This window comes from Winogradskyella sp., assembly GCF_028289625.1.
Lineage (GTDB): Bacteria > Bacteroidota > Bacteroidia > Flavobacteriales > Flavobacteriaceae > Winogradskyella.
Genome location: NZ_JANQOM010000053.1, coordinates 1 through 25,702, shown reverse-complemented (window position 1 = coordinate 25,702; position 25,702 = coordinate 1). Strand labels below are relative to the sequence as shown.

31 protein-coding genes are annotated in these 25,702 nt (G+C 33.0%); 1 reads left to right on the top strand and 30 read right to left on the bottom strand.

What is annotated here, in order from left to right; all coding sequences use genetic code 11:
* Window positions 1–47: 47 nt before the first annotated feature.
* The gene (gene rraA / locus Q0992_RS10800; RefSeq protein WP_299523768.1) at window positions 48–527 is read right to left on the bottom strand and encodes a ribonuclease E activity regulator RraA; all 480 of its coding nucleotides are present in this window, start codon (window positions 525–527) and stop codon (window positions 48–50) included.
* Between the two features lie 516 nt (window positions 528–1,043).
* On the opposite strand from rraA, the gene Q0992_RS10795 reads away from it, so the two are divergent.
* A complete protein-coding gene (locus Q0992_RS10795) occupies window positions 1,044–2,156 on the top strand; it encodes a hypothetical protein (protein WP_299523765.1) in 1,113 nt (370 codons plus the stop codon).
* A 91-nt stretch (window positions 2,157–2,247) separates the two neighbouring features.
* Here the strand turns inward: Q0992_RS10795 and Q0992_RS10790 are convergent, their stop codons facing one another.
* The 29 genes from Q0992_RS10790 to Q0992_RS10650 all read right to left on the bottom strand — a co-directional run bounded on the left by Q0992_RS10790 (window position 2,248) and on the right by Q0992_RS10650 (window position 25,512).
* Window positions 2,248–3,375 (bottom strand): agmatine/peptidylarginine deiminase, encoded by a 1,128-nt coding sequence (locus tag Q0992_RS10790; protein WP_299523762.1) that lies wholly within the window; start codon window positions 3,373–3,375, stop codon window positions 2,248–2,250.
* An 85-nt stretch (window positions 3,376–3,460) separates the two neighbouring features.
* On the bottom strand, window positions 3,461–3,625 hold the full coding sequence (locus Q0992_RS10785) for a hypothetical protein (RefSeq protein ID WP_299523759.1): 165 nt from the start codon (window positions 3,623–3,625) through the stop codon (window positions 3,461–3,463).
* Window positions 3,626–3,775: 150 nt separating this feature from the next.
* Complete coding sequence (locus tag Q0992_RS10780) at window positions 3,776–4,651, bottom strand: hypothetical protein (RefSeq protein ID WP_299523756.1); 876 nt, start codon at window positions 4,649–4,651, stop codon at window positions 3,776–3,778.
* 592 nt (window positions 4,652–5,243) lie between these two features.
* Window positions 5,244–5,648 (bottom strand): hypothetical protein, encoded by a 405-nt coding sequence (locus Q0992_RS10775; protein ID WP_299523754.1) that lies wholly within the window; start codon window positions 5,646–5,648, stop codon window positions 5,244–5,246.
* Window positions 5,649–5,781: 133 nt separating this feature from the next.
* A complete protein-coding gene (locus tag Q0992_RS10770; protein WP_299523751.1) occupies window positions 5,782–6,459 on the bottom strand; it encodes a CPBP family intramembrane glutamic endopeptidase in 678 nt (225 codons plus the stop codon).
* Window positions 6,460–6,586: 127 nt separating this feature from the next.
* Window positions 6,587–7,201: a hypothetical protein gene (locus tag Q0992_RS10765; protein ID WP_299523748.1), complete on the bottom strand. Its 615-nt coding sequence runs from the start codon at window positions 7,199–7,201 to the stop codon at window positions 6,587–6,589.
* A gap of 167 nt (window positions 7,202–7,368) precedes the next feature.
* Entirely contained in the window at window positions 7,369–7,533 is a 165-nt protein-coding gene (locus Q0992_RS10760; RefSeq protein WP_299523745.1) for a hypothetical protein, read from the bottom strand.
* A 270-nt stretch (window positions 7,534–7,803) separates the two neighbouring features.
* Complete coding sequence (locus Q0992_RS10755) at window positions 7,804–8,760, bottom strand: hypothetical protein (RefSeq protein ID WP_299523743.1); 957 nt, start codon at window positions 8,758–8,760, stop codon at window positions 7,804–7,806.
* 84 nt (window positions 8,761–8,844) lie between these two features.
* Window positions 8,845–9,486 carry a VC0807 family protein gene (locus Q0992_RS10750; RefSeq protein ID WP_299523740.1) on the bottom strand — a complete coding sequence of 214 codons (642 nt, stop codon included), beginning with the start codon at window positions 9,484–9,486 and terminating at the stop codon, window positions 8,845–8,847.
* Between the two features lie 22 nt (window positions 9,487–9,508).
* Window positions 9,509–10,231, bottom strand: coding sequence for an outer membrane beta-barrel protein (locus Q0992_RS10745; RefSeq protein WP_299523737.1), 723 nt, complete (start codon window positions 10,229–10,231; stop codon window positions 9,509–9,511).
* Between the two features lie 64 nt (window positions 10,232–10,295).
* Window positions 10,296–10,898 carry a Crp/Fnr family transcriptional regulator gene (locus Q0992_RS10740; RefSeq protein ID WP_299523734.1) on the bottom strand — a complete coding sequence of 201 codons (603 nt, stop codon included), beginning with the start codon at window positions 10,896–10,898 and terminating at the stop codon, window positions 10,296–10,298.
* A gap of 187 nt (window positions 10,899–11,085) precedes the next feature.
* The gene (locus Q0992_RS10735) at window positions 11,086–12,273 is read right to left on the bottom strand and encodes a DUF4932 domain-containing protein (RefSeq protein ID WP_299523731.1); all 1,188 of its coding nucleotides are present in this window, start codon (window positions 12,271–12,273) and stop codon (window positions 11,086–11,088) included.
* 68 nt (window positions 12,274–12,341) lie between these two features.
* On the bottom strand, window positions 12,342–13,382 hold the full coding sequence (locus Q0992_RS10730; RefSeq protein ID WP_299523728.1) for a DUF4932 domain-containing protein: 1,041 nt from the start codon (window positions 13,380–13,382) through the stop codon (window positions 12,342–12,344).
* 86 nt (window positions 13,383–13,468) lie between these two features.
* Window positions 13,469–14,518 (bottom strand): AraC family transcriptional regulator, encoded by a 1,050-nt coding sequence (locus tag Q0992_RS10725; RefSeq protein WP_299523725.1) that lies wholly within the window; start codon window positions 14,516–14,518, stop codon window positions 13,469–13,471.
* Between the two features lie 198 nt (window positions 14,519–14,716).
* Window positions 14,717–15,913, bottom strand: coding sequence for an alpha/beta hydrolase-fold protein (locus Q0992_RS10720; protein WP_299523722.1), 1,197 nt, complete (start codon window positions 15,911–15,913; stop codon window positions 14,717–14,719).
* 260 nt (window positions 15,914–16,173) lie between these two features.
* Window positions 16,174–16,611 carry a hypothetical protein gene (locus Q0992_RS10715; RefSeq protein ID WP_299523719.1) on the bottom strand — a complete coding sequence of 146 codons (438 nt, stop codon included), beginning with the start codon at window positions 16,609–16,611 and terminating at the stop codon, window positions 16,174–16,176.
* A 138-nt stretch (window positions 16,612–16,749) separates the two neighbouring features.
* Window positions 16,750–17,313 (bottom strand): hypothetical protein, encoded by a 564-nt coding sequence (locus Q0992_RS10710; protein ID WP_299523716.1) that lies wholly within the window; start codon window positions 17,311–17,313, stop codon window positions 16,750–16,752.
* A gap of 103 nt (window positions 17,314–17,416) precedes the next feature.
* A complete protein-coding gene (locus Q0992_RS10705) occupies window positions 17,417–18,202 on the bottom strand; it encodes an aminoglycoside adenylyltransferase domain-containing protein (protein WP_299523713.1) in 786 nt (261 codons plus the stop codon).
* Window positions 18,203–18,301: 99 nt separating this feature from the next.
* Entirely contained in the window at window positions 18,302–18,655 is a 354-nt protein-coding gene (locus Q0992_RS10700; protein ID WP_299523710.1) for a DUF6713 family protein, read from the bottom strand.
* A 67-nt stretch (window positions 18,656–18,722) separates the two neighbouring features.
* The gene (locus Q0992_RS10695; RefSeq protein ID WP_299523707.1) at window positions 18,723–19,202 is read right to left on the bottom strand and encodes a GNAT family N-acetyltransferase; all 480 of its coding nucleotides are present in this window, start codon (window positions 19,200–19,202) and stop codon (window positions 18,723–18,725) included.
* Between the two features lie 176 nt (window positions 19,203–19,378).
* Window positions 19,379–19,882, bottom strand: coding sequence for a 2'-5' RNA ligase family protein (locus Q0992_RS10690; protein WP_299523704.1), 504 nt, complete (start codon window positions 19,880–19,882; stop codon window positions 19,379–19,381).
* Between the two features lie 179 nt (window positions 19,883–20,061).
* Window positions 20,062–20,520: a hypothetical protein gene (locus tag Q0992_RS10685; RefSeq protein WP_299523702.1), complete on the bottom strand. Its 459-nt coding sequence runs from the start codon at window positions 20,518–20,520 to the stop codon at window positions 20,062–20,064.
* A gap of 168 nt (window positions 20,521–20,688) precedes the next feature.
* Window positions 20,689–21,846, bottom strand: a complete 1,158-nt coding sequence (locus tag Q0992_RS10680; protein WP_299523699.1) for a hypothetical protein — start codon at window positions 21,844–21,846, stop codon at window positions 20,689–20,691.
* 193 nt (window positions 21,847–22,039) lie between these two features.
* Window positions 22,040–22,522: a hypothetical protein gene (locus Q0992_RS10675; protein ID WP_299523696.1), complete on the bottom strand. Its 483-nt coding sequence runs from the start codon at window positions 22,520–22,522 to the stop codon at window positions 22,040–22,042.
* Complete coding sequence (locus tag Q0992_RS10670) at window positions 22,523–22,720, bottom strand: hypothetical protein (protein ID WP_299523693.1); 198 nt, start codon at window positions 22,718–22,720, stop codon at window positions 22,523–22,525.
* A 148-nt stretch (window positions 22,721–22,868) separates the two neighbouring features.
* Window positions 22,869–23,495 (bottom strand): M23 family metallopeptidase, encoded by a 627-nt coding sequence (locus Q0992_RS10665; RefSeq protein WP_299523691.1) that lies wholly within the window; start codon window positions 23,493–23,495, stop codon window positions 22,869–22,871.
* A 175-nt stretch (window positions 23,496–23,670) separates the two neighbouring features.
* Window positions 23,671–24,126, bottom strand: coding sequence for a DUF2750 domain-containing protein (locus Q0992_RS10660; RefSeq protein ID WP_299523688.1), 456 nt, complete (start codon window positions 24,124–24,126; stop codon window positions 23,671–23,673).
* A 75-nt stretch (window positions 24,127–24,201) separates the two neighbouring features.
* Window positions 24,202–24,642, bottom strand: coding sequence for a cbb3-type cytochrome c oxidase subunit I (locus tag Q0992_RS10655; RefSeq protein ID WP_299523685.1), 441 nt, complete (start codon window positions 24,640–24,642; stop codon window positions 24,202–24,204).
* A 525-nt stretch (window positions 24,643–25,167) separates the two neighbouring features.
* Window positions 25,168–25,512 (bottom strand): hypothetical protein, encoded by a 345-nt coding sequence (locus Q0992_RS10650; RefSeq protein WP_299523682.1) that lies wholly within the window; start codon window positions 25,510–25,512, stop codon window positions 25,168–25,170.
* Window positions 25,513–25,702: the final 190 nt, after the last annotated feature.

The window sequence follows — 25,702 nt, the reverse complement described above, 5'->3', positions numbered from 1 at the left end:
CTTAGGACATAAGGATGGTTTATACATTTTCAATTTTAAATAAGGAGCTACAACAATTTTTTTCTCGAAAGTAAAACTCCGTCTTCATCAGAATATATATAGCCGCCATGAACTATTTCGGTTCCCTGTATTAAAAGTGTTTCACCTTTTAAACCAACATTTCTTTTTGCACTTTTTACTGGGCAAGTTCCTATGGCTTTTACACCGATATCCAATGTCTTTATGACTTTAGAGTCTCTAATGCAACCATATATAATAATCCCCGCCCAACCATTTTCTATGGCTAATGTCGCAATATTATCTCCAAGTAGTGCACATCTTTTAGAACCACCACCATCAACGACCAAAACTTTTCCAACCCCTTTTTCTTCCAAGGTTTTCCTTAGAATGGAATTGTCTTCGTATAGCTTAAGAGTAACGATTTCTCCATAAAAGGCTGTTTTCTTCCCGTAATTTTTTAGCTCTACATTTAACAGTTTTACATCTGCCATGTAATCATCCCAAATATCTGCAGTAGCAATTTTCATTTTGATTTGTTTTTTAAGTTGATGACAATATCTTTTTTACAGTTAGTTATTCAAAATTTTAAGAAAATAATATCTTCCATATAGGTGTGAGAAGCAAAAAAAATTAGAACTTCAATTTAGTAAAAAGGTTTGAGATTCCAATTAGTACACAAAAGAAGTGAACGGGAAAATTAATTTCCACATCGTCTAGATAATTATTGAGATTAGCAATAATGAACTATTGTTGTAAGTAGTTTTGTTTCGCTTTTTTAAATTCTTTAACCATCTCAGAACCATATCCTAAAATTATATCTTCATTATGAGTTCGGTGGCTTATGGAGCACAATACCTGTAAAATTAACCATTCCTATAATATATTTTACTTTATTAATGCCAAAATAGAATGGAATAGCTTTATATTTATAGGGACTTCGACAAAAATGGATTTTGTAGATTATTCTGTCAATAAATTCTTAGAAAATGACGCAATTAACCAAACATTATTATTTATGTCCTAGATCTTAGAATTGATTCCACATGAAATACTATTACGCATTTATCCTATTATTCTTTTTTACAATTTCCGTGGGACAATCCTTTGATGATATGATTTCTAGTAACAGGGCTATAGACTGTAGGGATGTGACCTATAGCGCATCTTCAATCATAGGGGATTTGTATGCCAATAATGAAATGATAAAGATTTATGACTTCTTGGATTATTGGCAGTCAAAATGTGGGAACATTGAGGCTATTGATCGATTGCGGACTATTCTCGACATAAACGGAAATAGATTTTCGCCCACATCAATTTCAGAATCTACAATAGAAGCGCTTTTGTTTTATAGAGGCTCAATAAACAATAAAAATGACTCAATACCTTTAGAGAACAGCTATTACCAAAAAATTAATTCAATTGATAGTTTAACACAAAAAATTGCGAAAGATTCTAATTCTGGTTCTCTAGATGAGCAATTATTGATAGATTTTTATGCAAATGAAAACCCTTCTTTTGACAAAATAAAACGAGCACCTTATTACAGCAAGCTAAAAGGCTTGCACAGTACAGTTTATGGCAAAACACTCCGTATGTGGGAACTGCACTTTGCATATATAGGTGGTGCCATCTTAAACTATGGTAATATTTCAGTCTTTGGTACAAGACCGCACATTGGAGGAATTTTAGGGGGAAAAACACTAAAACACACAATCGACGTTGTTTTTGATATTAGAATAGGGTCTTCGGCGGAAGAGTATTCATTTGTTTACCAAGGAGATTTAATAACAGACGACACATGGACTGGTATATACTTCGGTGCAGAATATACGTACGATTTTTTTAATTCCAGAAAAATAAATTTAGGGATTTCACCTGGTATTGCCTACGAAAGTATCGTTGCCTTAAGTACTGATGAGGATGATGACGATGACGGAAAGAATTTACCTAGTTTTAATTCAAATATTGGATTGGTTTTTAAATATAGATATGGAAAAAGTGGTGCATATTTGGGACTTCACCTTAGATATAATTGGGTAGATTACCGAAACCGTGGAGGTACACAACTTGATGGTCAATACTTAAATATTAGATTAGCATTAGGTAATATATTTAATGCTAATAGGAATTTTAGATTAAAAAATCTTGAATAGTGAACTACTACTAATAAAGTAAATCCATAAAAGTTTCTTAATCATAAACTTACGCTTAAAGAAAAACTTATTCTATGGTCTACCAGCAATGCTATTGAGGTTGTTGCTGTGTTACACAATGTACCATGCCACCATTTTCGTATAGATTTCTTACGTCTATACCTACCACGGTTCTTGTGGGGTATAGTGTTTGTATGATCTCATTGGCAACAACGTCGTTAGAATCATTATAATTAGGAACTAATACGCTGTTGTTTGCAATATAATAGTTGACGTAAGAGCCTTTATAGCCTAAGTCTGTTCCATCTGTCTTTTTAACGGTATTCTGGGTTAAAGGGACCTGTACAAAGTTATAAGCCTCTCCGTTCTTATTTGTGGCTTCATAAAGTTTATCAATATCACTTTGAAGCACATCATACTCCAAGAGGTCATTTTCATTCATCGTAACAATGGTCGTAGCGTTTCCAAAAATGGCAAATCCATCAATATGCTGGTCCGTTAATTCTAGACCTGCCTGGCCGTCTAGCCAAATAAAATGCGTCGCGCCAAGATATGTTTTAAATATATGTTCTGCCTCTTTTTGGGTCATCTCAGGATTACGGTTAGCATTTAAAATAGAACTTTTGCAGGCCATTAAGGTACCATTACCGTCTATCACTACACTACCTCCTTCATTAATCATTGTGTTATTTAAATCAATGACGCTTATACCTTGGCTTTCGCCGATTTTAGTAGGGATAGCATCACAGTTTTCGAATTCTATAGGAAAGCCAGAGACGGCGTCAATTTTTTCTCCCCAGCCATTAAACCCCCAATCTTGTATAACTACATTGCCAGCTAAATCTTTGGTATAGATTGGTCCATTGTCTCTCACCCAAACATCGTCCGTTCTGTGAATTTTGAAATCTATACGATCTAAAGGTATTCCTGCAGAGGTCAACAATCCAATAATTCTATTCTTTTCTGTATCATTATAGGCGACAATATGAACGTTTTCACTACTCACTAAAGCTTGAGTCATATCTACCCAAGTTGGGTCTAAACTATTTCGATATTCTATACCATATTGATAGTGATGCGGCCATTGCAACCAAGTGCCTTCATGAGGCTCGCTCTCTTCGGGCATTATGTAAAGAACATCTACTTCTGTAGTATTCGATTGTTCGTCCTCATTATAGGTGGACATCAGGGTTAAAATCATCAACAAGCAAATATTCATTGGTTTCATTTTATGATTATTTTTTCATAAGCCATTTCTTATTCCCTTACCATTTCCAAAATGTAACTCGGTTACAGCATTGCGTTCATTTTTTATTTCCAGCAACCATAAAGACAATTGCAATTACCAAAAATCCTACTCCTGTAATTACGGGTGGATTAAAAATATGATCGCGCTGTAAACCTAAATAGGTAATTGCAACAGCAAGGACAACCATTATGATGGCACTCAAGATGTAAATCTTTTTCATATAGTGTAAATTAAAGCTAAAATAACACTTAGCACATACGATTTTTACCTTGTTAAAGGTCTTTACTTACAGTTTCAAGTTAATTAATTTTAGTGATATCAGCTAAGCATTATAGAGAGGCTACTATAACTATGATCAATAAAAATTATTTTAATAATATGTTACAATTAGGCTGCTAGGGATAAACAAAAAATCATAGGTGATTTGCACAGGATAACCTTCAGAATCGTAACTATAACTGTAGTTACTAGAACCACTGCCAGAGCAAGAAATAACATTATTTTCGTTTAAAAACCCAAAATAATTATCGCCATCTCCAATTGTAATAAAAGGATAATTGGAAAACAGAATAGCCTCCTCAATTCTTTTTATACTTAGGCCATTTGGCAAGTCGAAATCAAAAACCGAGAAAGGAAAGTTGTTGTTATCAAATTCGAAAACAAAAGAAATAACTTCCGAGCCTTCATTTATTCTCACTTCTGTGATGTTGTTACCATCATAGATGTATTCTTTGTATACGAAAAATTGATTACTGGCATTTTTTCTTTCCACAGATTGTATTCTATTGCCAGATGATAAGTTGATTCTAACTTCATCTTCCTGATTTCTATTAACGATAATAACATTAGCTTCATATTCAAAGAGGTATTCTTGGGTTGACCCAAACGTGGAGTAAACCCGAGATAATAAATTACCATTTGTATCATAAGTATAATTCACTTCTCCACTTGGTGTAACAGAAGTAGAATGGATTCTATATGTTCTTATCAAATTATTGGCAGAATCGTATTCATAGTGTGTGTCATAGTCCAATTGTCCGACGTCTAGATATTCTTTCTTTAAGATCAATCTATTGTTGTTGTCATAGAACAGGCTATCAACGTTTGTTTCATCATCAAAAGAGAGGCTTTGAATTAATTTTATGGGATTTATTGTATCTCCACCATCGTTCGAGTCATCATCAGATGAACATGAAAAGGTCAATATTAGGATGCTAAAGACTAAAAGGCTTATTTCTTTTTTCATAAATCAATTTTTAATGTATGCTAATGGATTGTGTCTGTTCTACAATGGAAAAATAGCCGCGAGGTAGGCTGGATTTCTTAAAGGAAGACACAAGCTGATTGCTCGATTTTCTATGTGTTAAAGATAGTAAATTTATGTGAGAATTTTTCCATGTCTTAGCGACTTAATGCAATGCGACTTGGACGGTTTTGCTAGTAGTTTTATTAGTGTTTATGCTTTTGATATCACTACTTTTTTTTAATCCGCTCAATTTTACGAGCAAGACAATTCACTTGATAGCCTTTTTCGAGTGCTCGTTTCAGTACTAGTTTACCGGTTCTTACTGTTGCCCCAAGTAATGATATTCTCATGTCTTAAATTAAACATTAGGGTTTGTATGTGGTTTTGTCGCAGCAAAGGACACGAGTCATTTTCCGACGTAATTTAAAGTTAATGAATTTGAGTGATTTGAGCAATGTGGAGTCGGGAAGTAACTTACAAATAAAGAGCGATAGCTATTGCCGCACAATAGGTTTTATTTTTTCATTTATTTGGTCAAATTTCTTCTTTCCAATAATCATTTTCAAGCTGTTCAATAGATTTTGATTGCATTTTAATCAATTATTTCCACCAACTTTAGGCCCAACTCTTTGATTACTTCGTCAATATCAAACTCAAAATCTTTTGGAATGCTAATAGTAGCAATTCTCCCTATATCAACTTGCCAAAATCCACCTCTTAGGGTCAATTCCTCTCCAAGCATTCTATAATCAGATTCTTTATGATTTGGTGTCAATCCGAATCTGCGAGTAATGTATTCCGATTCCTTCGTAATTTTTGTTATCTCGTGTTTACCGTCTTTGTTTATTCTTGTTTCGAACTCCGTACCCAAAGTTAGTTTATAGTTGCAAAAGTCGTTATCTATCATCCGAAATTTATTTTCAGACAATTGCTCAACATAAAGTGTAGTTGTTACTTTCTCTTCTTTGTGATATACTTTGATTTCGACTTCGTTCATTTATTCGAGCTTACATGCTAACTTCTTGGCTAAGGTTTTCCGCTATAGCCTAAAGTTAGTTAATTAGACTGACACGAGCAATATGGTTAGGGAAGGGGTTATAGGTATTTTTAGGCACTGGCTTTTATACATATCAGACAATATATACCATTATATTCCAAAACATGTGAAAGATAATAGGTGGCCCAATTGAATTGGATTTGTAATATAAGAGTCCTGAGAGTATGCCACCAAATATTGTCAAATAAAACCAATGCCAATCTTGTTTTACCGAATCAAATATTAAATTAAGATAAGGTGAGTGAATTGAAGCAAACAATATAGACGCTGTTAAAATAGCAACTATTATGTTGGTTTTTTTCTGTAATTTATTTTGGATATACTCTCTGAAAAAAAGTTCTTCGGCAATAGGAATCAGAAGTACGCCTGAAATCATATTTATATTCTTGAATTTTGGTAATCCATCAAATCTATAAGCAATGTAATATTCAGTCCCAAACAATAAGTTGTAAACCCACTTTAATGGTGTTTGTATAAAAGCAAATGAAACACCCAATATAAGTGCAAGTAAATACCATTTTCTATCCGTTTTCTTAATCAAACTTTTAAATGTCCTGTTTTTAATGAAGTATATAAAAATTAGAACTCCTATAAATTGTAATATACCTTGTATTAAATTATAGTAACTATTATAATTTTTGAATTCAATGGCTTCTGCGATATAAAGCCAAGAACCAATAAGCTCCATTCCAACTATATACAATAGAGTTGCCAAAACGGCTTTTAGAATGCTTATTAATCTTTTATTCAATGTATTTGATTTCAACTTGTGCCTAACAGTCTCGGCTACGATTTTCCTCCGTAACTTAAAGTTAATGAATTTGAGTGATTTGAGCAATGTGGAGTGGTAAAGTGATTTTACTGTTGTTTTAAGCAGTTTATTTTCTTTTCATCAAATAACAATTACTTTTAAGTTGAATTTTTTCACCATCATAAAAGTCGATTTGAGTATCTAATTCGCCCATAAATTCAATTTCATCACTAGGACAAATTAGAATAAAATGCCCTTTGGTTATTAGCTCACCAAATTTGTCAAAAATCGAAATTCTCGCATTGTTTTTATGGCTATGCATAAAATCTACATTGTACCAATGTCCATTTCCATTTTTTTCAATCCAAAATGCAGTTTTTGGAATGTTAGTTAGCTTCATCAAAGAATCAATCTCTTTTGTGTATTCAGATTTCCATCCGTTTCCGTTTAGCTTGTCCAGATAGTTGTTAATCTGGGAATTGTAAATATCAATTCCATTTTGCTCAACTCCACTCAGTGTGCAACCTAGACCAACGATTTCAAAGCCATACTTTTTACTTACTTTATTTAAATCTGCTGGTGTTAATATTGATTCACCAACATAAACTATTTGAGGGTTATTTTTTGCAATGTCTGCTTTAGCAGTCAAGTAATTATATCGATTGAAGAATCCAAAATTCCAGAGTGTGAGTCCAATTGCGATTATAAGGACGGAAATCAAGATTGATTTTTTACTCATCATTTCTCAAATTAAGTACAACGTTCTCGATGATGATTTTCATCTGTAGCCCAAAGTTAATTCATTTGAGTAATACCGGCAACGGGATTGTTGAAGCGATTTTTGAGTGGGAGGTTTTTAACTTTTGAATTCACGCTGAAGAATTGTTAGGGAATTTCTTTGTTTTAAATTCAAGAACATCCTTTTAACAGTGCAAATATGATTAAAAGTAAAATAATTGCTCCACCAATTCCTGGCCAAGGATTATTATCCGATTTCTTTGAGCTTTCCCTTCTAGCTCTTTGTTCATTACTGATTCCATATTCGTGATCAGTAGGATCGTTTGCGTTACCCATAGTTTTGTTATTATTAAACTTTCTAACGGTTTCGGCTATGATTTACTTCGTCAGTACGACACTAAAGACGTTTCATGTCGTTGCAGAAAAATCCGTCTACGCTCACCGAAGCTTTAGCAAAGGTGAGAGGATTCTTTCCTGCTGTAGCTTAAAGATAGTAAATAAGCGTTGAATACCCTATCGGAGTTAGCCTTAATTAACTATAGTCATTCTAGTTGTTTGGCATTTTAACTCTTTTTAGATTTTTAATTTTAAGCAACAATAAACTAATTATTGAACCTTATGTGCAATTTGATAATAAAACAAACTGTTTTGAGGCTTAATTATAATGTCTTTTTCAATAAGAATATCGGTAGCTACAGTATATACAAAGTGATAGTAAAAAATAAAAAATTCCTCGAAGGTAACTTCTTTGTCAAAATTCAGTTTTTGATAAGTGGATTCAAAATTTGATTTGTTGTCATTAAGTAGATCAAGTAAAGTTGGTAAAAAAGCTGTTGGCATTTTCTCTGTAACCAAAGGCGTATCATCTTTATCAAAAACATAAACCTCCTTATCCTCATAATTATCCCAGCCTACATTAGACTTAACTCTTTTATTGCCATAAACAGAAATGCCAATGGAATCGTTCCAAAAAAGACCTTGGTTTCCATAGATACCATAGGGCTCTGTTTTGTTGTCTGTATAGTCTTCAACAATAGCGATATAATATCTACTCCCATTTCTCATAGGTCGCGGCTTATTTAAAAAACCTTCTTCCATGGCCTGAATTTGAAAATTATCAAGAAGAACATTACTGAGATAAAAGAAAGATAATTCTTTAAAATCATGGTAATTGGAAATATTGGTTTGGTCGTGTATCTTTTGAATTTTAGGTAAGCTCTTTATAATACTGTCTGCAATAATGTTGGCTACTTTTTGAGCCTCTTCTTTCAATAGTTGTCCTCGCTCTAGAGTCAATATTCCAAGAGTTGGTTGATAATAATCACCTCTTTTTGAAAGTAACTTGTTTTCGATGAGCACATCGATATTATTCAATGTTGTTTCTGAATCCCATTGTAATGCTGTTTCAATATCAGTAAGTGGAACGTTGTAGTACAAAGACGTGAGGAACTGTGCAAGACTATCGTTATTGATATTCACTTTGGGCCCATCAAAACCAGAAATCTGATAGACCAAAAGTTTAGAGTTAAGAACATCATCCATGCTGGTATTGCTTTTATGCATGCAGCTACTTGTCAAACTAACAATAAGGACGGTGATTAGTATTTTAACGGTTTTCATATTTAAATATTTTTTTAGTTGATTTATTCAAGATTTTTCCCAATACCATTCCGGAAACCAAAAACTTATAGTTATTAAAACAGCTAATAAGGGCAAGTTTAATAAGGTTCTAATAATTAAAAAGAATTCGACTGACGTATAAAGTTGAGAAATAATCAATACAATAGCAGACACTAAATGTGCAGCGGCCCAGATATAGGTTAGCTTAACCCAAGCATTTCTGAATGCTTTTGTTTTACGAAATTCAAGAATTTCGGTAGTATTCGGAATACTTTTCATTGCGTCGGCAAAAACTAGTATCAATGGACGAGAAAATGCTAACGATATTAAAAATACAACAGCCCAAAGAAAATGATCTATTGCCGATGTTGCTAAATAAAAGTCTGGGCTCAATGTTATTAGAGTTCCTATAATTTCTATAAGTGTAAGTGGTAAGGATAATATGGCGAAAAGATTAACATCTCGCAGAATAAAATGTGATATGAGAACAACAACACCTCCCCATGCGGCAGCTATAAAAGCACCAGTTAAGGGCTGGCCATATAGGTGAAAAATGTAATATACGATAATAGGTAAAAGTGCTCCAACAAAAAATGCTTTCCATGGAAAATGCTGTTTTAAGGTATTTAACCAGGTAGAGTCATTATTTTCCTTAGTTCTTCTGTCCATATCTCTTACGTTCAATTTGTTGTTAAAACAAAAATCGCCATGTGAAATGTATTGGATGTACTGCTGTTGAATCACTTGTAAAAATCGGATTCAATTGATACATAAAGCCTAAAGTTGAGGCATTTAATACATCAAACTTTTTAAAAAACTGTCCTTTAAATCCAAACATGAATTCTAATTGTATGCGCCTTTGATTGACAAAATCTGTTAACATGATTGACTCATCTTTTCCTCTACTGCGATAAAAATAATAAGTTTCAAAACTATCATTACCAATGAAGTCCAGAGACTGGGTTAATCTTAATCCAGCCTGAATAAATATATTGCGCGAATCGGAAGCATTGTTATCCATAAAATAGAACCTTCCTTGAATTGGGGCCGTGAGATTGCGTTGCCTAAACCCTGTATATTTCTTGTCTGGTCCAGCTCTGACTAGATCAAAACCATTATTCGAGTTAAAATCAAGGTCTCCGTTAAAATTATAAGTTGCCTGTTCAAACTCAATACCAGTAAGAAAAGAAAATCGTTTGTGAAATGCACGTTCGTACATAAATCCCAACTGTAGGTTGGTACTTCCGTCAAAATAAATATCCGATGGAAGATCCCTCAGTACAGAAGTGCCTGCCCCAAAACTTATATAGAAGTTATTATGCTTATTAAACGTGGTAGCCATCTCTTGAGCATTAGATAAAGTAAAGATACTTAAGGCAATAATTGTCATTAAAAACCTCTTGTGAACTTTCATAATTTCAATTTTTGAATTTCATTACAAAGTTCCGTAGAGGAAACTTGACTAAAAATAACCTGGGTTATTTTCGTTTTTTATTACTATAAATTCGTCGTTTTATTCTACTTAGTGACTCAGGTTGTACCTGAAGATATGAAGCCAAATACTTTTGTGGGATACGGTTGATGTATTCGGGATATTGATTAAGTAAGTCAATATATAGTTCTTCTGCAGAAAGTGTGAGCAATTGAATTTCACGATGTTCCCGCCATATATAGTAGCCTTCTGTAGTTAGCCGCCCAATTTTTTCTCCGGTAGCAGAATCCTTGTATAAAGTTTGTAAATTATCATAGTGTATACTGATCAAGGTTACGTCTTCAACAGCTTCCATCAACACAAACGAAGGACGTCTGGATAAGAAAGAGGCATAGGAAGTAGAAAACTCACCTTCAAACGAAAACTCAAAATTTATTTCATTACCATCTTTATGAACAAAAAATCTTACGCACCCCTTTGCTACTACTGAGAGATAGTTTTCAACTTGACCGTGTTCAATTATGGCCTCTCCTTTGTTAAAATGCCTAAGTTTTAAATGAGGTTTTATTGTATCCCAATTTTCGTCTGTAATAGGCGCACCTTCTTCTAAGGCAGTTCTGAACAATTGGTATTTACAATTCTCGTACAAAAGAGTTTTTTTAGTAAACTTAGGAGCTACGATTCCGTCTTGTTATGCCACTCAACGGTTTTGCATATGAGCAGTAGCAGATTTTTATAAGATCACTTTTCGGGTTACAATATAACTTAATTTAAACAAAAAACGGTTCGAGTTTGCACTCAAACCGTTATTGCTTATATACTGCGTTATGTGACGTTTATTTTAGTTTTTTATTCACGAATTCTGTCGTGCTTTCCTCAAACACGCTTAAAAGTTCTGGAATGAAATTTTTCCACATTGGGTATTTTTCCCGATTATTTTCAAACTCGATTATTTTTTCCTCTAATTGTGGTAGAAAAATGAAATCCTCCAAATTAGTATGATAGTTTCGTAAATAATCAGCCCTTTTTTTATCGTTTTGAATTTCGGCTATTCTAATCTCTCCTAAGCGTACAAAGCTTTCAATGACATGAACATTCCAATCTTGAACACCCTTTGTTTCCATTACTTTTTCTAAACGATCGGTAAATAGATAAGAATGTCTCTCAATTTGTTTTTGATATGGTACGAGTTCTGAATTGACAAATGAATGTCCAAACTCATGAATCGTTAAAGTTCTTGCTCTCGGTTGATAATCAAAACCGAATTGATCGTAGTTGTTTTTTGTAAAATCAACTGGCACTTGAACGTAAGGGCTCATAACTTCATAAACTATGCGTTTACCATCTTTTTTAACCGTCGCTGCTATTCCTCGTCCTTCATTGTCTTCTATGGGCCAAATCATCATAGGGCTCACCAAAGCAATATATTCATCTCTGTCGTCCCCATAATATATTTCCATTGCTTCTGTAAATCCTTCGGGTATATGCGTCTGAACTTCATTGATTGCACCATTGTAAAAACGTATATTTTTCTCGTAGAAATCATCGATGTTCTCATTTTGATAGAAATTGTATAGTAATTTTAAATAATCTGAGATTAGTTGTTCCAATCCCTTTTTTTGTGGGTTTTTCAAATGGGTATATGAAAATTTAAAATCTGAAGGCTCTTGTAAAAGATTAAATTCAGGTTGCTCTAATAAAATTCCCATCATAACATCGTTTCCATATCCTAAACTTACTAAGGTATCATTTAGTTTAGCTGTTTCTATCGCTATTTTACTTTGGTTAAGGTTTCCAAAATCAGCTAAGGCTTTGGCAACAATAGGTTGGTATTCTTTACAGGTTTTTAGTTTGTATTCCTCCCATTGCTTGTTTGTTTTTCTATGATTTATAGAAAGTAGCTCGGCTAGAAAATAGGTTTCTATATTCTTATTAAAGTTTGTAAAGAATTTGTCAGAATGCTTTTTTGGGGTTTGGCAGGAAATGAGTAGTGTTAAAATTCCTAAAGTCAATAATTTTTGCATCAGATTTGGTTTTTGTTTTAAAGTTAAAAGGTAACGTTGAATTATAGCCATTATTAGCAACAGTTAGACTATTCGTTTTCAATTTTCATCTCTTCGGATAAATCACTCAGCGAAGCAGTTACAGCAGCTTCATAAGATAAATTTTTATCCAATCGATAAGCCTTAAGGCTCTGAACTATAGAAGGAAGAAAAATATATTTTTTATCTTCTGTATAGGACTTTAATAAGGCTTCACTTTGTTTTTTATCACCCATTAAATCTCTAATAATAACTTCTCCAGCTCTGACAAAATGTTCTATGATACACGTTTTCCAATCGGAATATCCCTGTCTGGTCATATCCTCCTTAATAGGTGCGAATAGTTTCTTCGTTTTGTTTAAAAGATTTTCATTTTTAAGTACCACGTGATTTACAAATGAGTGTCCAAATTCGTGAATTGCTAAATTTATATAAGCTTCTTGATCAGTGAAATCATAATTTATGTTTAAAGGTCCCATTACAAAGACGGCTCTTTTGTTTTCTAAATCTCGGATACCGAATCCACATGGCCAAAGCGTTATAATTGGCTGTATGCTGTAATGATCATATTTGTATTGATAGAACATTTCCATTTGGTCAAAAACCTTTGATTCAGGTCGATTTTCGTGCAAAATAGATGTTATATTTTTTCGATAAGGTCTAAGTTCGTTCCATATGGTGTCGAAATTTGATTCATGATAGTAGTTATTTAATTCCGATACCATTTGATTGAGGTTTTTCTTTTCGGTTTCTGAATTAAATCCTAGATAGGATGCAAGTTCTAGAGATACACTGTAATCTTTGGCTAAGGGTAATTCAGGTAAAAAATACATTAGATATGTTAGCGTGCTATAATTTATATCACTAGCCAGATTGAATAGCTTCAACAACGTTTCACTATTCTTATTCTCGGGATACTTATTAATTATGACAGAAATGGGATGGCTCTTTTCGTTGCCCATAGGGTCACCTTGTTCAATAATATACCCTAAGAACTCAATATTTTTATTTGTGTTAATCGTAATTTTATTGTTCTGTGAAAATACCTGTGTAGGCAAAATAATAATCAAAAGGATAATTGTAATTCTCATAAATAGTGTTTTTAAATTTTACACAAAGAACCACTGTTCTATGGTAAGAATCGACCTAAAACACGTTTTAGGAAGTACAAAAACACTTATTTGGAATACTTATTTAAATACTCCTTAGGGGAATTACCGGTAATATTTTTAAAAACGTAGTTGAAAGTAGATTTTGAATTGAAGCCGCACTCCAAGGCAAGACCTAAAATGGTTTTGGTATTCAGTTCGTTAGATTGAACTTTGTTCAAAAAGGCATTAACTCTATACTCATTAATAAATTCCTTATAGTTTTTACCGAGGTATTCATTGATTAAAAATGATAAATATCTTGGTGGGAGGCTTAATTGGAGTGCTAATTCCTTCAAAGGAAGTATGGGTTTTAGGTATGGTTGATTTTGCTCTAAATGCTTTTTCAATAATTTAACGTTTTCCTCGTCGTTATAATTAGGAAAACTACGATTCTTTTCTTCTAGCTTTAGTGTCTGAAATCCTTGATTATGCACAAAGTTCAAAACAGTGAATCCAAGGAACATAGATATTATGATAATCTCAATCATGTTATAATAATCCCAACCAATAAAGGTGAAAATCAACCATAACAATGTCAATAGAGTTATACTTACCATTAATAGAACTAGCCTTAATTGTTGGATTTTTTGTTTTTTTTGTTTGCTCTTTCCTTTGCCGAAGTGTAGCTTATAATAAATGACCCAAAAAAATATAATTACATAAAGCATACCCAATATTGGCAGGTATTCAGTCAGCCAAATCCATGCATCATATTTCCACAATGAAATTGTTACAAGGTCTGAGTAAAGCTCTAAACCATAGGCTATAATTGCTGGTAAAAACAGACTGTAATGCCACAGTTGTAGTTTGAAATTATCATTTGTGTTATACTTAATAAACAACCAAGTAGATGGTGGTAGTAGTAGGTAATTCAACAACTTCCAGTAAGGAATGGCATTTGGGCTATTGGTATAGCCAGATAGAACACCCCAAGAAAACAATAATTCTATGCCTAAAGTCAAAACAACGATTCCAATAAAAAAATCTGATTTTTTGCCTTTAAATAGCTGAGATATTAATATAAATCCCATCAATATCCCTACGAAAGATGCGATAAAATATATGTTTTCTAGCATTTTAGTTTAATAATTACCAATGGTCTCAGCTTTGATGTCGTTGCGTCTTCAAACTGTGACGCGGATAAGGCAAGTCGAGCTAGAAAGAGGCGCAGCATAAATCGATAATTGGGTTGCTGTTTTTAGATTTCAAATGTAGCAATTGTTTTTCTTTTTAATTCTTTCCTAGTAATGAATTATAGCCATTGTTATAGCCAGTTATTTTTTTATAAGTCGTTCAATTTGAGTTTTAAATTCTTCTTCTCGATTGTAATTGTTTTTCTTTGAAGTTGCTATTGCATTTTTATAAGTTGCTATTGCTGAGTCAATATCATCATTCTTTTCATATGTATTGGCTAAAAAATTCATTAAACCTACATCAAAAGGATAAGCTGACACACTTCTCTTAAGTACAGTAATTGCTTCTGGATATTTTTCTTGTTGCCTTAACGTGGCGGCTAAATTCACGTAAGACTCTGCTGATTGTTTTGCTGCTTCGCCATATTTATCCATTATATAGTTTTCGTGTTCCAAAAATTTTCCATCGGTGTAGTTTTTATACAGACTTTCGGGAAAATTCATATCAGAAAAAATAAATTTTAGCCCATGATAGTTTGATAATAGAACTGAAGACATATGTCCTTCTTTTTCGATTTCTTTCCGCTCAAATCTTAATTGTTTAGGTTTGTTTTCTGATATGACATCCACAAAGTTTTTGAGTTCTTTTCTCATTCCATATTCAGCACCAGATTCATAAGTGCCAATACCAAAAAACAATGAGTTCTTTAACTTAGAATTTGTTTTGAAAAATTCTTGAGCTTTCTTCGTAAGTTCCTCTCCATTCCACCATAATGAAGGGCTCATCACTATATAACTATTAAACAAATCTGGATTTTCCATAAAGGTTGATGCTGTAAATAATCCGCCCAAAGAATGCCCCTCTAAGACTCGGTAGGCATTCGTTCTATAATTCGATTCTACATAAGGAATTAATTCTTTTTCAATAAATTCCAAGAACTTTTTTCCGCCTCCACTTCCTGGATTGTTCTCACTAACTGTTAGTGTAAAATCACGCATTCTATTTGTGCTTTCAATACCAACAACAATCATTGGCGGAATGCTACCGGTTCTTGTTAATACTTCTAGTGTTCCTACAGCGTGCCAAATATTCTGCAGGCCATCGGTTAAATACAAAACAGGATATTTTGCATCAGATATATCATAATCTTTTGGCAAGGAAATGATAATTGGACGATCCTCGTTTAGAATTGTGGAACTAATCATTTGTTTCCTACCAACACTTAGTTGCTTAGTTTCTTTAATTTCTTTTTTTGAGACTGTCGTCCCTTCTTGATTAGTTTGGCAACTAAAGACTATCAAGAAAAACAGGGCTACGCAAAATAGATTTTTTATCATTATTGTATTTATTTTGGAAAAAAGACGATTGAATTCTATCTACGTTGCAATTGTTTAGTTTTAATTGGCTAAAACGATCTCGTATAATCGTTAGTTATGGATTTTAAATTACTGGTTTTTGGTTTAGAACTGATGCTAGCAATTCCGAGTGGATTCGCTTGACCTGCCCTGAGCGAAGTCGAAGGGTAGTCGAATCCGCCGACACGAGCGGAGCGAACAGGGGGCAGCAAATTGAGGTTATACATTGTTACCCAACGTTTTTATTCATTCAGTTTTTTATTTTCCAGAATTTTAAATCCAAATAAACCTTCTCTAGTTTCAAATTCAACACTTTTATAAAGTTCCATTTTTTCATAGTAATTGGAATTAAAAACAAGTTCTTTATTTTTTCCTTCGTAATTTATTGTGAATACTGGTTGTTTTTTATTCCTCCTGTATTTCGTTCCGCCTTGTATCCAAGTTCGGTCAATAATTTCGTAAGATTCGGTTTTGGTTTTCGATTCAGCAAAATAGTAATTCGATAGTGTGAAAATTGAGCAAGCAATAAATCCAAATCCAATTATGTACTGCATTCCAGAATAAAAGTAGAGTCCAATTCCTTCGTGACCGTATGTTTTTTCATAATTTTTATAGTCTGCAATAAAAGCTACCAATCCGACAATAATAATAATTCCGATTAAGATTGATAAGTCAATCATAGTATTCCGATATATTTTGATTTGCCAAATCATTAATAAAATTCCTAAAATGAAAATTATAGCATAGAATATTTTTCGTTGTTTTTTCGTCATTTTGAAAAATGTGTGGTAATGAGCTATAGAGGTTGTTGTAGCACGTTATTTTTTATTCTTATACAGTTCAATTGCTTTTAAGAATTTTATTCCTCCAGATTCAGTTTGGTCGTATATAAATCCGTTTAATTCAGCATGGTTTTCATCAATCCAGCTCAAAAGTCCGTTTTTATTCCTTTCCCAAGTCGCTTCATTAAAACCCATGTATTCCGTTTCAACACTAATTATTTTATCGTTCTCGAATTTGATTATCTGATTTATTATAAACGGTTCTTCGTGAAGAAAAGAGATTCTTTTGTCCATCTTTGAAATTTTTGCTTTTACAATTCCATTATTTTGCCCAATTTCAAGTATTTCGTAGTTAGGGTCAAAAACAGAATCCCATTTTAAAAATCCCAAATAATCGCTTTTAGAATATGCCTGTTTATATTCTCCTTCAATTGTAGTTAAACTGTCAGCAAACCAATCAGATATTTTAGAATAGTCAGAATTGTCAAGAGTCTTAAAGTATTGTTTAACAATTTCAATTTTGTCAACTTCTTTTTCAGAGTTTTTGCAGGATAAAAATCCGATTGTCAAGAGTAATAATAAAACTATGGTTTTGTTCATTGGTTCTTGGTTTGATTTAATGTGCTCTACAATGTTGGCTATGCGCAGTGTCCCGAAGGGTATTGCGTATAGGTGTTGTTGTAGCCAGTTTTTTTATTTCTTTTCAACTATTAGCTGTCCTTTCAAAACAATACTCATAGAAAAGTGGAAGGTTTTCTATTAAGAATTCTTTTTGTCCGTCCGTTATTCTGTTTGTATATCCGTTAAGTCCAATTTTGATTAATTCATAAAATTTAACAGGTAAAAATTGAAGTCCCCATTCACCGCCTTGCTTCTTTGAAGAAAGTCTCCGAGTTTCATATGCTCGAACTACTCGGCACAAATTAAGTACAGCATATATAGGTCGTTTTTCGAATTGTTCTTTGATGAATGGCATTTCCTGCTTGAGGGAATGCTTTAATACCTCCCACGGCACAGGTTTAAACAATTTCTGAGTATCATAGCCAATAATCCTTACGCCTGATTCATGTAAATGCTGGCGATGCATGGGGAAATCTTGCTCTTTTTGTCCGTTTTTTGCTTTTACAAATTCATGACCTTCTACGTAATAAAGGAAATTAGGCGGGTAATTATCAGATTTTACCTGTTCTTCCGTGATATATGTCCCTTCGAGACGTTTTCCATACTTGGGTTCACAGCCCAAATGCTTATGCAGTTGAGATATTCTTTGCTCTTCTTCAAGGGTTAGTAATTCAGACAAAACTACAACGAAGTCTATGTCGCTTATTTCGGGATTAAAGCAATCATAAGCAAGAGAGCCATACAAGTACAAACCAATAAGTTTATCGTTAATTGTATTTTGTAAGCCATCTCTGAGAGCAAAAACAATCTCTCTCACTTTTGCAGGCGTATTCTTAAAACCAATATTTTTTTCTTTTGCTTTAGACATTTTCTCAAGTTGGTTACAACTATATCGTATATGAGTAGTGCTGAATTTCAAGGCACTTCAATTCTCTTTTAGTAGTTAGTTTATTTTATGTAACAAATATCATATCACTAAGTCTATTAGTCCACAAAGTCCTGCACCGACAATTATTGACCAAGAAATCCAATCCTTAAATTCATTGTTTTTGTGTTTTAGAAATAGTATATGAAGTCCTAAATGCACAATCATAAAAATGTCAAAGCCGTAGATAAATGATTCAATATTTTTGTTATTGGTTAGTTTCCAAAATATAAAGTAAAACAGAGGAATGTGAGCAAAGAGAAATAAAATATGTCCAACTTTGTCATCAAGCATTGAAAGTCCTGGAAATATTCGCCACTCTTTGCAACGGATAGCATCCATTTCGTGCATTGCCATAAGGGAGAGACCTAAGTAAAAGAAAATTTGCCCTTTCATTACCTTATCACTACTTTAGTTATTTGGTTCTCTGAACAAATATTGGTCATCATTCTGTCAATTTTTTTCATATCTGTTTTTTCATGGTCCAATCTGTTTTATTCTCCGCCACTATCTCAAAGCCATGGCGTTTGTACAAATTTGCAGCTTTGTTTGCCTTGTCTACACTAAGCGACAAATAATCCACGTTGATTCTTTGATACTCAGAAGCGATTGCATTAATCAATTCGGTTCCAATTCCTTGATTTCGATATTCATGTTGAACTGCCATACTGATTTCTGGTGTTTTGTTGTCCACATATCCAAACCCTTTGCTCTCACCTGTGAAAAGTCGTCCCCATATTGCTCCGACAAGTTCATTGTCAGATTCCACTACCAAAGCAATGTCAAACTTATCTTTTCCCCAATTTTCAAAGTACTTGGATAATGATTTTTCTTTAAGGATTTCTTTTGGTAAAGGGTCATGTCCTTCTGGAATAAAAATCGCTTCATATAACATTTCTGCTAGAAAGTCCGATTCAGTATCTCTTAGTTTTCTTATCGTCATGTTCGTTCTAATGGCTTACAACGGTTTTGTGTATGGCTCGTTGCGGGAAATCATAGCCGATTTTCCGCCGTAACCGTAAGATAGCAAATTGCAATGAATTCCGCATCGAACACCGAAGCTTTAGCGTAGGTGTTAGGAATTCAGCCGCAATGAACTATAGCCGTTGTTGTGCAACGTTATTTTTTTACAATTCCAAATTCCTGTAATACCTTCCATTTTCCACCATTTCTTTGCTCGATTAGACTAATTTTCCCAAAATTCAATTCAGTTGGTAAGTCATATTTTTCAATTCTCTCAAATATGTCATTAGTACAAGTCGAATTTCTTGGGTGCATTAGTGTTATATGAGGAACTTGCTCTTTTTCCAATTCGGTTTGTCCTAGAACTAATTTTCTTAATTCTTTAAATTCATTGTTATGGTCTAAGGATGAAATACAAACGCCTTTTCCGTTCGAAAACCGTTCTGCTTTTCCAAATTCAATTCGGATTGTTTTTTCTAATTCAATAGACTTTATTCTTGAAATAATATTTTCAATCGGTTCAATTTCGTCTTCGCGACAGAGTGTTACATGTGCAGATATCAGTCTGTATTGTTTTGGATTAAATTCGGCACGAATTTTCTCGATAATACCATTCGGTTCATTAAGGAACAAAGTCAGTTGCCTTCTTATTTTTTCCATTTTTACTAATGTTGCACAACGGTCTTGTGTATGGTTCGTTGTGGAAATCTGCTAGAATTTTCCACCGTAACCGAAAGATAGCAAATTGCAATGAATTCCGCATCTAACACCGAAGCTTTAGCGTAGGTATTAGGAATTTCAGCCGTAATGAGCTATACACGTTGTTGGCAAATCGTTTTTTATTCAAATTCAGGGTATTGTCTAATGTTTTCCATTTCTAGTGTTGGTGGGTAACTAACAATGAAGTCTAAATCTTTTAAGTTACTCAAGCTTAAGTCATAGCGTTTTAAAATATTATATGTGGAACCAATTTCGCCCAAATTGTATAAATTTAATGTATCAGAATTTATTATAAACATAGATAAAGTATCGTTAGGCACATTAATTTCAAAAATACTTTCCCAGTGAGAACTTCCTCCTGAAACAGCAATTATCTGACTAGGCAAAATTTTTTCACTAATTCTATTTTCAAAATTTGTGATTGTAGAATCAGGATATATATATTGAAAGTTTTGGTCAGTATTAAAATATACGTTAATGGATGTTTCCGAATTGTTAGATACTGACAAAGGGAAATCATTATCCATTTTAATTTCACATGAAGTAGCTAAAAATAAAATCAAGATTAATTTTCTCATACTTTAATTTATTTTAAGATGCGATTTTCTCAAAAGGTTGCGTAAATGTTAGCCAAAGTTTTGTGTATGGCTTGTTGTGGAAAATCATAGCTGATTTTCTGCCGTAACCAAAAGTTAATGAACTTCAATTAGGAATTCAGCTGCAATGAGTTATACACGTTGTTGTGCTTAGTTTTTATTGAATCGAGCTAGATAATCATCGAAGCTACTTGAGTTTTCTGGTAAATCAAAATCACCATTCTTTGGTGCCGTAGTTTGACCAAATACTTTGTAGAAATTTTCGGTTTCTTTAATCGAAAATACCCAAGTTGTTCCAGTATTACCTGTGCTATTATCAGCACCAAAATTTCTAGAATAGATTTCGGATTCTAATTGAGAGTCTAAAATTTTAAAATCAAGGTTTTTGTTTAATGTACTATTATATTCTACGTACATAAATTGCCCAATAGAATTGTAACTAAAATTAAGCAAATGATTTAAAGTTGTAGCGTTAATTAAAACTCCATCAATATCATAAACTTCCATTTCAGTACCTAGTCCAGCATTATATGAACGATGGATTCTATTGTTTAACACTCTTAATACGTTGTTGCTATTATAAATGAAATCAAAACTATGGCTGTTAATTAACTCTCCATTACTATTATAAACTCTGCATATCTGGTTAGTATAACCTTGTCCTTGCATCCAATTATTTTTACCAATTACGAAAACATTATTGTTTTCAAAATAGACATCATCAATTCTAGGATTGTCTGCACCAAAATCGATTATTTGAGTATTTACAGGATTTCCTGACTGATTAAATATCTTATAATTTAGAGTGTGTTCCTGCAAATCAGAAATCTCAGTATATGCTAAGAATCCATTTGAATGAATTCTTAGATTTGTGTAAATAGTGTTAGTTTCAAGTGTTTGTTGATTAATCAAAGTACCATTATAATCTAATGATATCATTTTAATATTTGATTCGGATGGATTTACTTCTTCCAGTACTACAATATTAATTTGGTTATTAAAATCATAAAAAATGGCATCTATGTAAGCACTATTATTAAATGCGATAGAAGAAATATCAGTAGTTGTAGTATTTCCAGATTCATCTATTCTTATGAATTCTGCTACAAGGGTCTCAATATTTGTTCTTATGTAAATTGAATTGTCATTTGGTATAGTTTCAAAGCCAAAGCGTACTATCCCAGAAAACATTTGAACAAAATAATCATCATTATTTTGAGGGTTTTCCGATGAATCATTGCCGCTTGAGCAATGGATTAGAGTTAGAGATAGAACAAGTAAAAATATTTTTTTTGAATAATTTTTCATTATGTTTTTGTTTGGGTTAAATTAAGCACAACGGTCTCGTATAACCGTCAGTTACGGATTTTAAGTTACTGTTTTTCGGTTAAGCCCAGACTTTAGCAATTCCGAGTGGATTCGCTTGGCCTTTGCTGAGCTTGTCGAAGGGTAGGCGAATCTGCCGACAAGAGCGGAGCGAACTGGCGGCAGCAAATTGCGGTTATGCATTGTTGTAACCAGTTATTTTTTCCGCAATGTATTTTATAATAAGTTCTTTATCAGCTTTATTCTTTAGAATCAGTAATTCATTATTTTTATGTGTTCTATAATTCATTAAGAATTTTGTTTTTCCGCTACGAGTCAATTCCGAATACTCAAATCGGGTTGGGTCAAATTTATCTGCAATTAATTCCGTTTTTTGAGTTCGGTTGAGTATTTTTTTTAGTCGGGTTATTTTTCCAGTTTGCTCGTCAATTTTTAATTCCGTGTAGTAAATCCAAGAAGTAAATCGGTAAAATGTATATCCGATTAAAGTTAAAATTGCTACAAAAATTCCTATTCCAATTCCGAGAAACCAAATCAGGAAAATGAATGAAGCAGAAGTCCAAATCATTAGTTCTTTCCAGTTAAATGGAATTCGGTCACTCAAAGTGTGAATACTTCCATTTTTAGAGATTTTAAAATAATCTTTGTTTTCGTTCATTTAAAATGAGTCGTAAATTAGTCTTATTCCAATTGCAAAAAGGATAAATGCACCTAAAATGAATTCAATCGTGAACGACATTCGCATATAATCTTCATTTTTTCTTTGAGCAACGAATTTCTTTCTTTCGTAATTGTACCAAATAATTCCAAGTGCTATCAACAAAGCTCCAAGTAAAAATGTTAGTACGTTTTCCATAACTGTTTACAACGTGTTCGTGTATGGTTTGTGCGGAATCGTCCGCAGGATGATTCCGATGGAAGTCATGTTTTAATAAAAGTAAGAAAAATTCTTCAGCTTAACCAGCAAGCTGCATTAACTATACACGTTGTTAGGTGCTGTACGGTTATCTGTTTTCTTTTATAAATTCTGTTGGATCCAAATATCCTTTGGTATTATCAGAATACCCATAACCTATAGGTAAATCCAAATCATCTCGAATTTCAAAATGTAAATGCGCAAAATATTGTCCATCTACATTTCCAATCGTTCCTATTTTCATTCCTTTTGTAATCCATTGCTTTTCTTTAACTAATATTGTATCGCAATGCGCATAAAGAGATTCTACCATTTTTCCATTCGGCATTTTATGAATAACTCTTATGACATTTCCCCATCCACCACCATAGTCTTGAGCATATTTGACATATCCATTTGCAATTGAGTAAATAGGATCACCTAAGTCCGAATTTCCTCCAGTTATAGCATTCCAGTCATCACCTAAATGCAAGTTTTCGCCGAACTTTTGGGCATTGTAATATCCACTGGCATCTGGCTTACCAACAGGAAAATCAAAAGAGTCTGATATATAAAGTGAGTTATATTCGAATTCTACTTTTTTCTCAATAATAACTTCAGGCTCTGGTTTCTCTACAGTTTCTGATTTCTTATTTTTAGGTTGATTACAACTTAGAATTGAAAGAAATAATAATAGAAGGATTCGAATTCTCATGGCTGATTCTAAGTATTGCACCTAACGGTTTTGGCTATGGTTTACTCCGTCAGTTCGAGACCTTCAGTCTCTCGTGTCGTTACGGAATGGTACGCGAGTATCATTCTGCCGTAACCATAAATTTAGCAAAAAAGCGTTGAATTTTGATTAGGAATTCAACCGCAATGAATTATAGCCGTTGTTACCTGCTGGCTTTTTATTTTGTTGTTTCTTTTACTTGTTTTTCTAAGTCCTCAATTCCGTCGAACTTTCTGAAATTTAAATCCTTTCCATTTGATTTTAATTCAGCGGTTAGTTCTAAAATCAGGGTTAATGGCTCAACTTCGTGCCCGAATAGATTTTGGTCAAATTGCGTTCCGATTATAAGTCCATCATTAGCCATTCCTACGCACCAATTTTCCATAAATTCAGCTAATTGAATTTCAGTTGGTTTGTATTTTTTCCATTCTTCTTTAGCACAAGATTTGGCTCGAACTTTTTCAGCCCAAAAACATATCATTCCAATTGGATTTCCATCATCGTCTTCGTAGTTATTCGCACTTGATGTTGCAAATCCATTTTTACTTTTCAGTCCGTAAACTATTCCGTTTTCAGAAACTGTTTTTATGAATTTCTGATGTCGATTTTTAAGAGTTATTGAATCTTGGAACATAATTTTTTCTGCTTGCAGGTAACGGTCTCGGCTATGGTTTCGTCCCGAGGACTAGGGATGAGACCATAGCCAATGTTAGCCACTGGTTTTATTTTTCTTTTTTATCAGTCCGTAAATGATGTTAATCGGAAAAATGAGTTGTCCAATAATTATTAATAAAATAATCAGAGTGATAATTAAAGTCAGATTATTATTGAATTCATATTCCATAATTTCAGTCCGATAAAAATTAGTCAAAATCCATACAACTAAAGTTCCGCCAAAAGTAAGTCCAATGTGAGTCCAATTCAGCCACTTTGATAATTTTCTGTTCGCCTTTTTCATAATCCAATATCCAATTCCGATTATTCCGAAAAGTATTGAAATCAATATTGCTAAATGTAAATAGGCAATTACAAAATAAGTGTCGTGAACATTGATGTCCAACACAGAGTCTCCACTCAAAATTCCAATCAGCATTATTATTGGAATAACAAGTAAGAAAATCAGATGTGGTTTTTCAATTAGTTTATTCATTCAACTTGTGGCTAACGGTTTTGGTTATGGTTTCGTTACGGAATGTTACGCGAGTACCATTCCGCCGACACGAGCGAAACGAACTGGCGCTAGCAAACCATAAATTTAGCAAAAAGCCTCGAAATTCCGACTGCGAGCACCGAAGCTTTAGCGTAGCTGTTAGAAATTTCAGCCATAATGAACTATAGCCGTTGTTATGCACTGGCATTTTCCTTCCATTTTTCTATTAGTAAAAGTGATAATATTACAATTCCCAAAAGAGGATAAAACAATGTAGCGAATGCTGACAGTAAAATATAATTCAATTTATACTTTTTAAAATCGATTATTATTAGAGCAACAATTATAATTCGAATCAGATAATCTATATATGTTTGCAAAGAATTTATGAATGAGTACGACTCAAAATCAGATGTGCTCAACATTCCTTTCCGCATTAAAATAGGCTGAATGTAAATCCAAACCATTCCAATAATTGACCATAGAATTAGTAGAACAATGTATTTGTTTAAAATTTTTAAGAGTTTATTCATTCAGTTTAATTTTGGTAAGGTTCGACTTTTTTTGAGCCACACTTAATAGGAAAAGGACAACGCCAATCATTGATGAGAAAAAGGTCATAACCAAAATCAAATTTGATTTAATTCGTTCATTGCTCATATCCTTTGACAAGAGAAAAATAAATCCAATGTTGACAAGATATTCAAGTCCACCACTTAAATAGCTACCACTCAAAGTTGAAGTTCCGCCTTCTGGTAATTCAGATGTCAATAAATTTGGAATTGCAAGCAGAATAATAACAGATAAAATTCGAGATATGAGTAATCCAATTATTAATAAAACAGCATACTTCTTAATCAATTCACTCATTTATTTGTATTGGTTTTTGCTTGTGCATAACGGTCTCGTATAACCGCTAGTTACGGGTTTGTTTCTTTAATATTTGGCTAGCACAGGTTATACATTGTTGTATGCAGTTTTATTTCAGTCAACTAATGTTCCTTTTAATGTATTCAACAGTTTAGTAAATCGAATATCCTTTAAATCCGAAATTCTGTAT

What these genes read in the sequence shown, in the direction of transcription:
- Q0992_RS10750 (WP_299523740.1), bottom strand. Translation starts at nt 9,486, where the DNA reads ATGGACAGAAGAACTAAGGAAAATAATGACTCTACCTGGTTAAATACC.
- Q0992_RS10795 (WP_299523765.1), top strand. Translation starts at nt 1,044, where the DNA reads ATGAAATACTATTACGCATTTATCCTATTATTCTTTTTTACAATTTCC.
- Q0992_RS10785 (WP_299523759.1), bottom strand. Translation starts at nt 3,625, where the DNA reads ATGAAAAAGATTTACATCTTGAGTGCCATCATAATGGTTGTCCTTGCT.
- Q0992_RS10705 (WP_299523713.1), bottom strand. Translation starts at nt 18,202, where the DNA reads ATGTCTAAAGCAAAAGAAAAAAATATTGGTTTTAAGAATACGCCTGCA.
- rraA (WP_299523768.1), bottom strand. Translation starts at nt 527, where the DNA reads ATGAAAATTGCTACTGCAGATATTTGGGATGATTACATGGCAGATGTA.
- Q0992_RS10790 (WP_299523762.1), bottom strand. Translation starts at nt 3,375, where the DNA reads ATGAATATTTGCTTGTTGATGATTTTAACCCTGATGTCCACCTATAAT.
- Q0992_RS10680 (WP_299523699.1), bottom strand. Translation starts at nt 21,846, where the DNA reads ATGAAAAATTATTCAAAAAAAATATTTTTACTTGTTCTATCTCTAACT.
- Q0992_RS10655 (WP_299523685.1), bottom strand. Translation starts at nt 24,642, where the DNA reads ATGAATAAACTAATTGAAAAACCACATCTGATTTTCTTACTTGTTATT.
- Q0992_RS10760 (WP_299523745.1), bottom strand. Translation starts at nt 7,533, where the DNA reads ATGGGTAACGCAAACGATCCTACTGATCACGAATATGGAATCAGTAAT.
- Q0992_RS10670 (WP_299523693.1), bottom strand. Translation starts at nt 22,720, where the DNA reads ATGGAAAACGTACTAACATTTTTACTTGGAGCTTTGTTGATAGCACTT.
- Q0992_RS10650 (WP_299523682.1), bottom strand. Translation starts at nt 25,512, where the DNA reads ATGAGTGAATTGATTAAGAAGTATGCTGTTTTATTAATAATTGGATTA.
- Q0992_RS10715 (WP_299523719.1), bottom strand. Translation starts at nt 16,611, where the DNA reads ATGATTGACTTATCAATCTTAATCGGAATTATTATTATTGTCGGATTG.
- Q0992_RS10700 (WP_299523710.1), bottom strand. Translation starts at nt 18,655, where the DNA reads ATGAAAGGGCAAATTTTCTTTTACTTAGGTCTCTCCCTTATGGCAATG.
- Q0992_RS10765 (WP_299523748.1), bottom strand. Translation starts at nt 7,201, where the DNA reads ATGATGAGTAAAAAATCAATCTTGATTTCCGTCCTTATAATCGCAATT.
- Q0992_RS10755 (WP_299523743.1), bottom strand. Translation starts at nt 8,760, where the DNA reads ATGCATAAAAGCAATACCAGCATGGATGATGTTCTTAACTCTAAACTT.
- Q0992_RS10695 (WP_299523707.1), bottom strand. Translation starts at nt 19,202, where the DNA reads ATGACGATAAGAAAACTAAGAGATACTGAATCGGACTTTCTAGCAGAA.
- Q0992_RS10710 (WP_299523716.1), bottom strand. Translation starts at nt 17,313, where the DNA reads ATGAACAAAACCATAGTTTTATTATTACTCTTGACAATCGGATTTTTA.
- Q0992_RS10660 (WP_299523688.1), bottom strand. Translation starts at nt 24,126, where the DNA reads ATGTTCCAAGATTCAATAACTCTTAAAAATCGACATCAGAAATTCATA.
- Q0992_RS10730 (WP_299523728.1), bottom strand. Translation starts at nt 13,382, where the DNA reads ATGAGAATTACAATTATCCTTTTGATTATTATTTTGCCTACACAGGTA.
- Q0992_RS10725 (WP_299523725.1), bottom strand. Translation starts at nt 14,518, where the DNA reads ATGCTAGAAAACATATATTTTATCGCATCTTTCGTAGGGATATTGATG.
- Q0992_RS10720 (WP_299523722.1), bottom strand. Translation starts at nt 15,913, where the DNA reads ATGATAAAAAATCTATTTTGCGTAGCCCTGTTTTTCTTGATAGTCTTT.
- Q0992_RS10675 (WP_299523696.1), bottom strand. Translation starts at nt 22,522, where the DNA reads ATGAACGAAAACAAAGATTATTTTAAAATCTCTAAAAATGGAAGTATT.
- Q0992_RS10775 (WP_299523754.1), bottom strand. Translation starts at nt 5,648, where the DNA reads ATGAACGAAGTCGAAATCAAAGTATATCACAAAGAAGAGAAAGTAACA.
- Q0992_RS10690 (WP_299523704.1), bottom strand. Translation starts at nt 19,882, where the DNA reads ATGGAAAAAATAAGAAGGCAACTGACTTTGTTCCTTAATGAACCGAAT.
- Q0992_RS10745 (WP_299523737.1), bottom strand. Translation starts at nt 10,231, where the DNA reads ATGAAAGTTCACAAGAGGTTTTTAATGACAATTATTGCCTTAAGTATC.
- Q0992_RS10735 (WP_299523731.1), bottom strand. Translation starts at nt 12,273, where the DNA reads ATGCAAAAATTATTGACTTTAGGAATTTTAACACTACTCATTTCCTGC.
- Q0992_RS10685 (WP_299523702.1), bottom strand. Translation starts at nt 20,520, where the DNA reads ATGAGAAAATTAATCTTGATTTTATTTTTAGCTACTTCATGTGAAATT.
- Q0992_RS10780 (WP_299523756.1), bottom strand. Translation starts at nt 4,651, where the DNA reads ATGAAAAAAGAAATAAGCCTTTTAGTCTTTAGCATCCTAATATTGACC.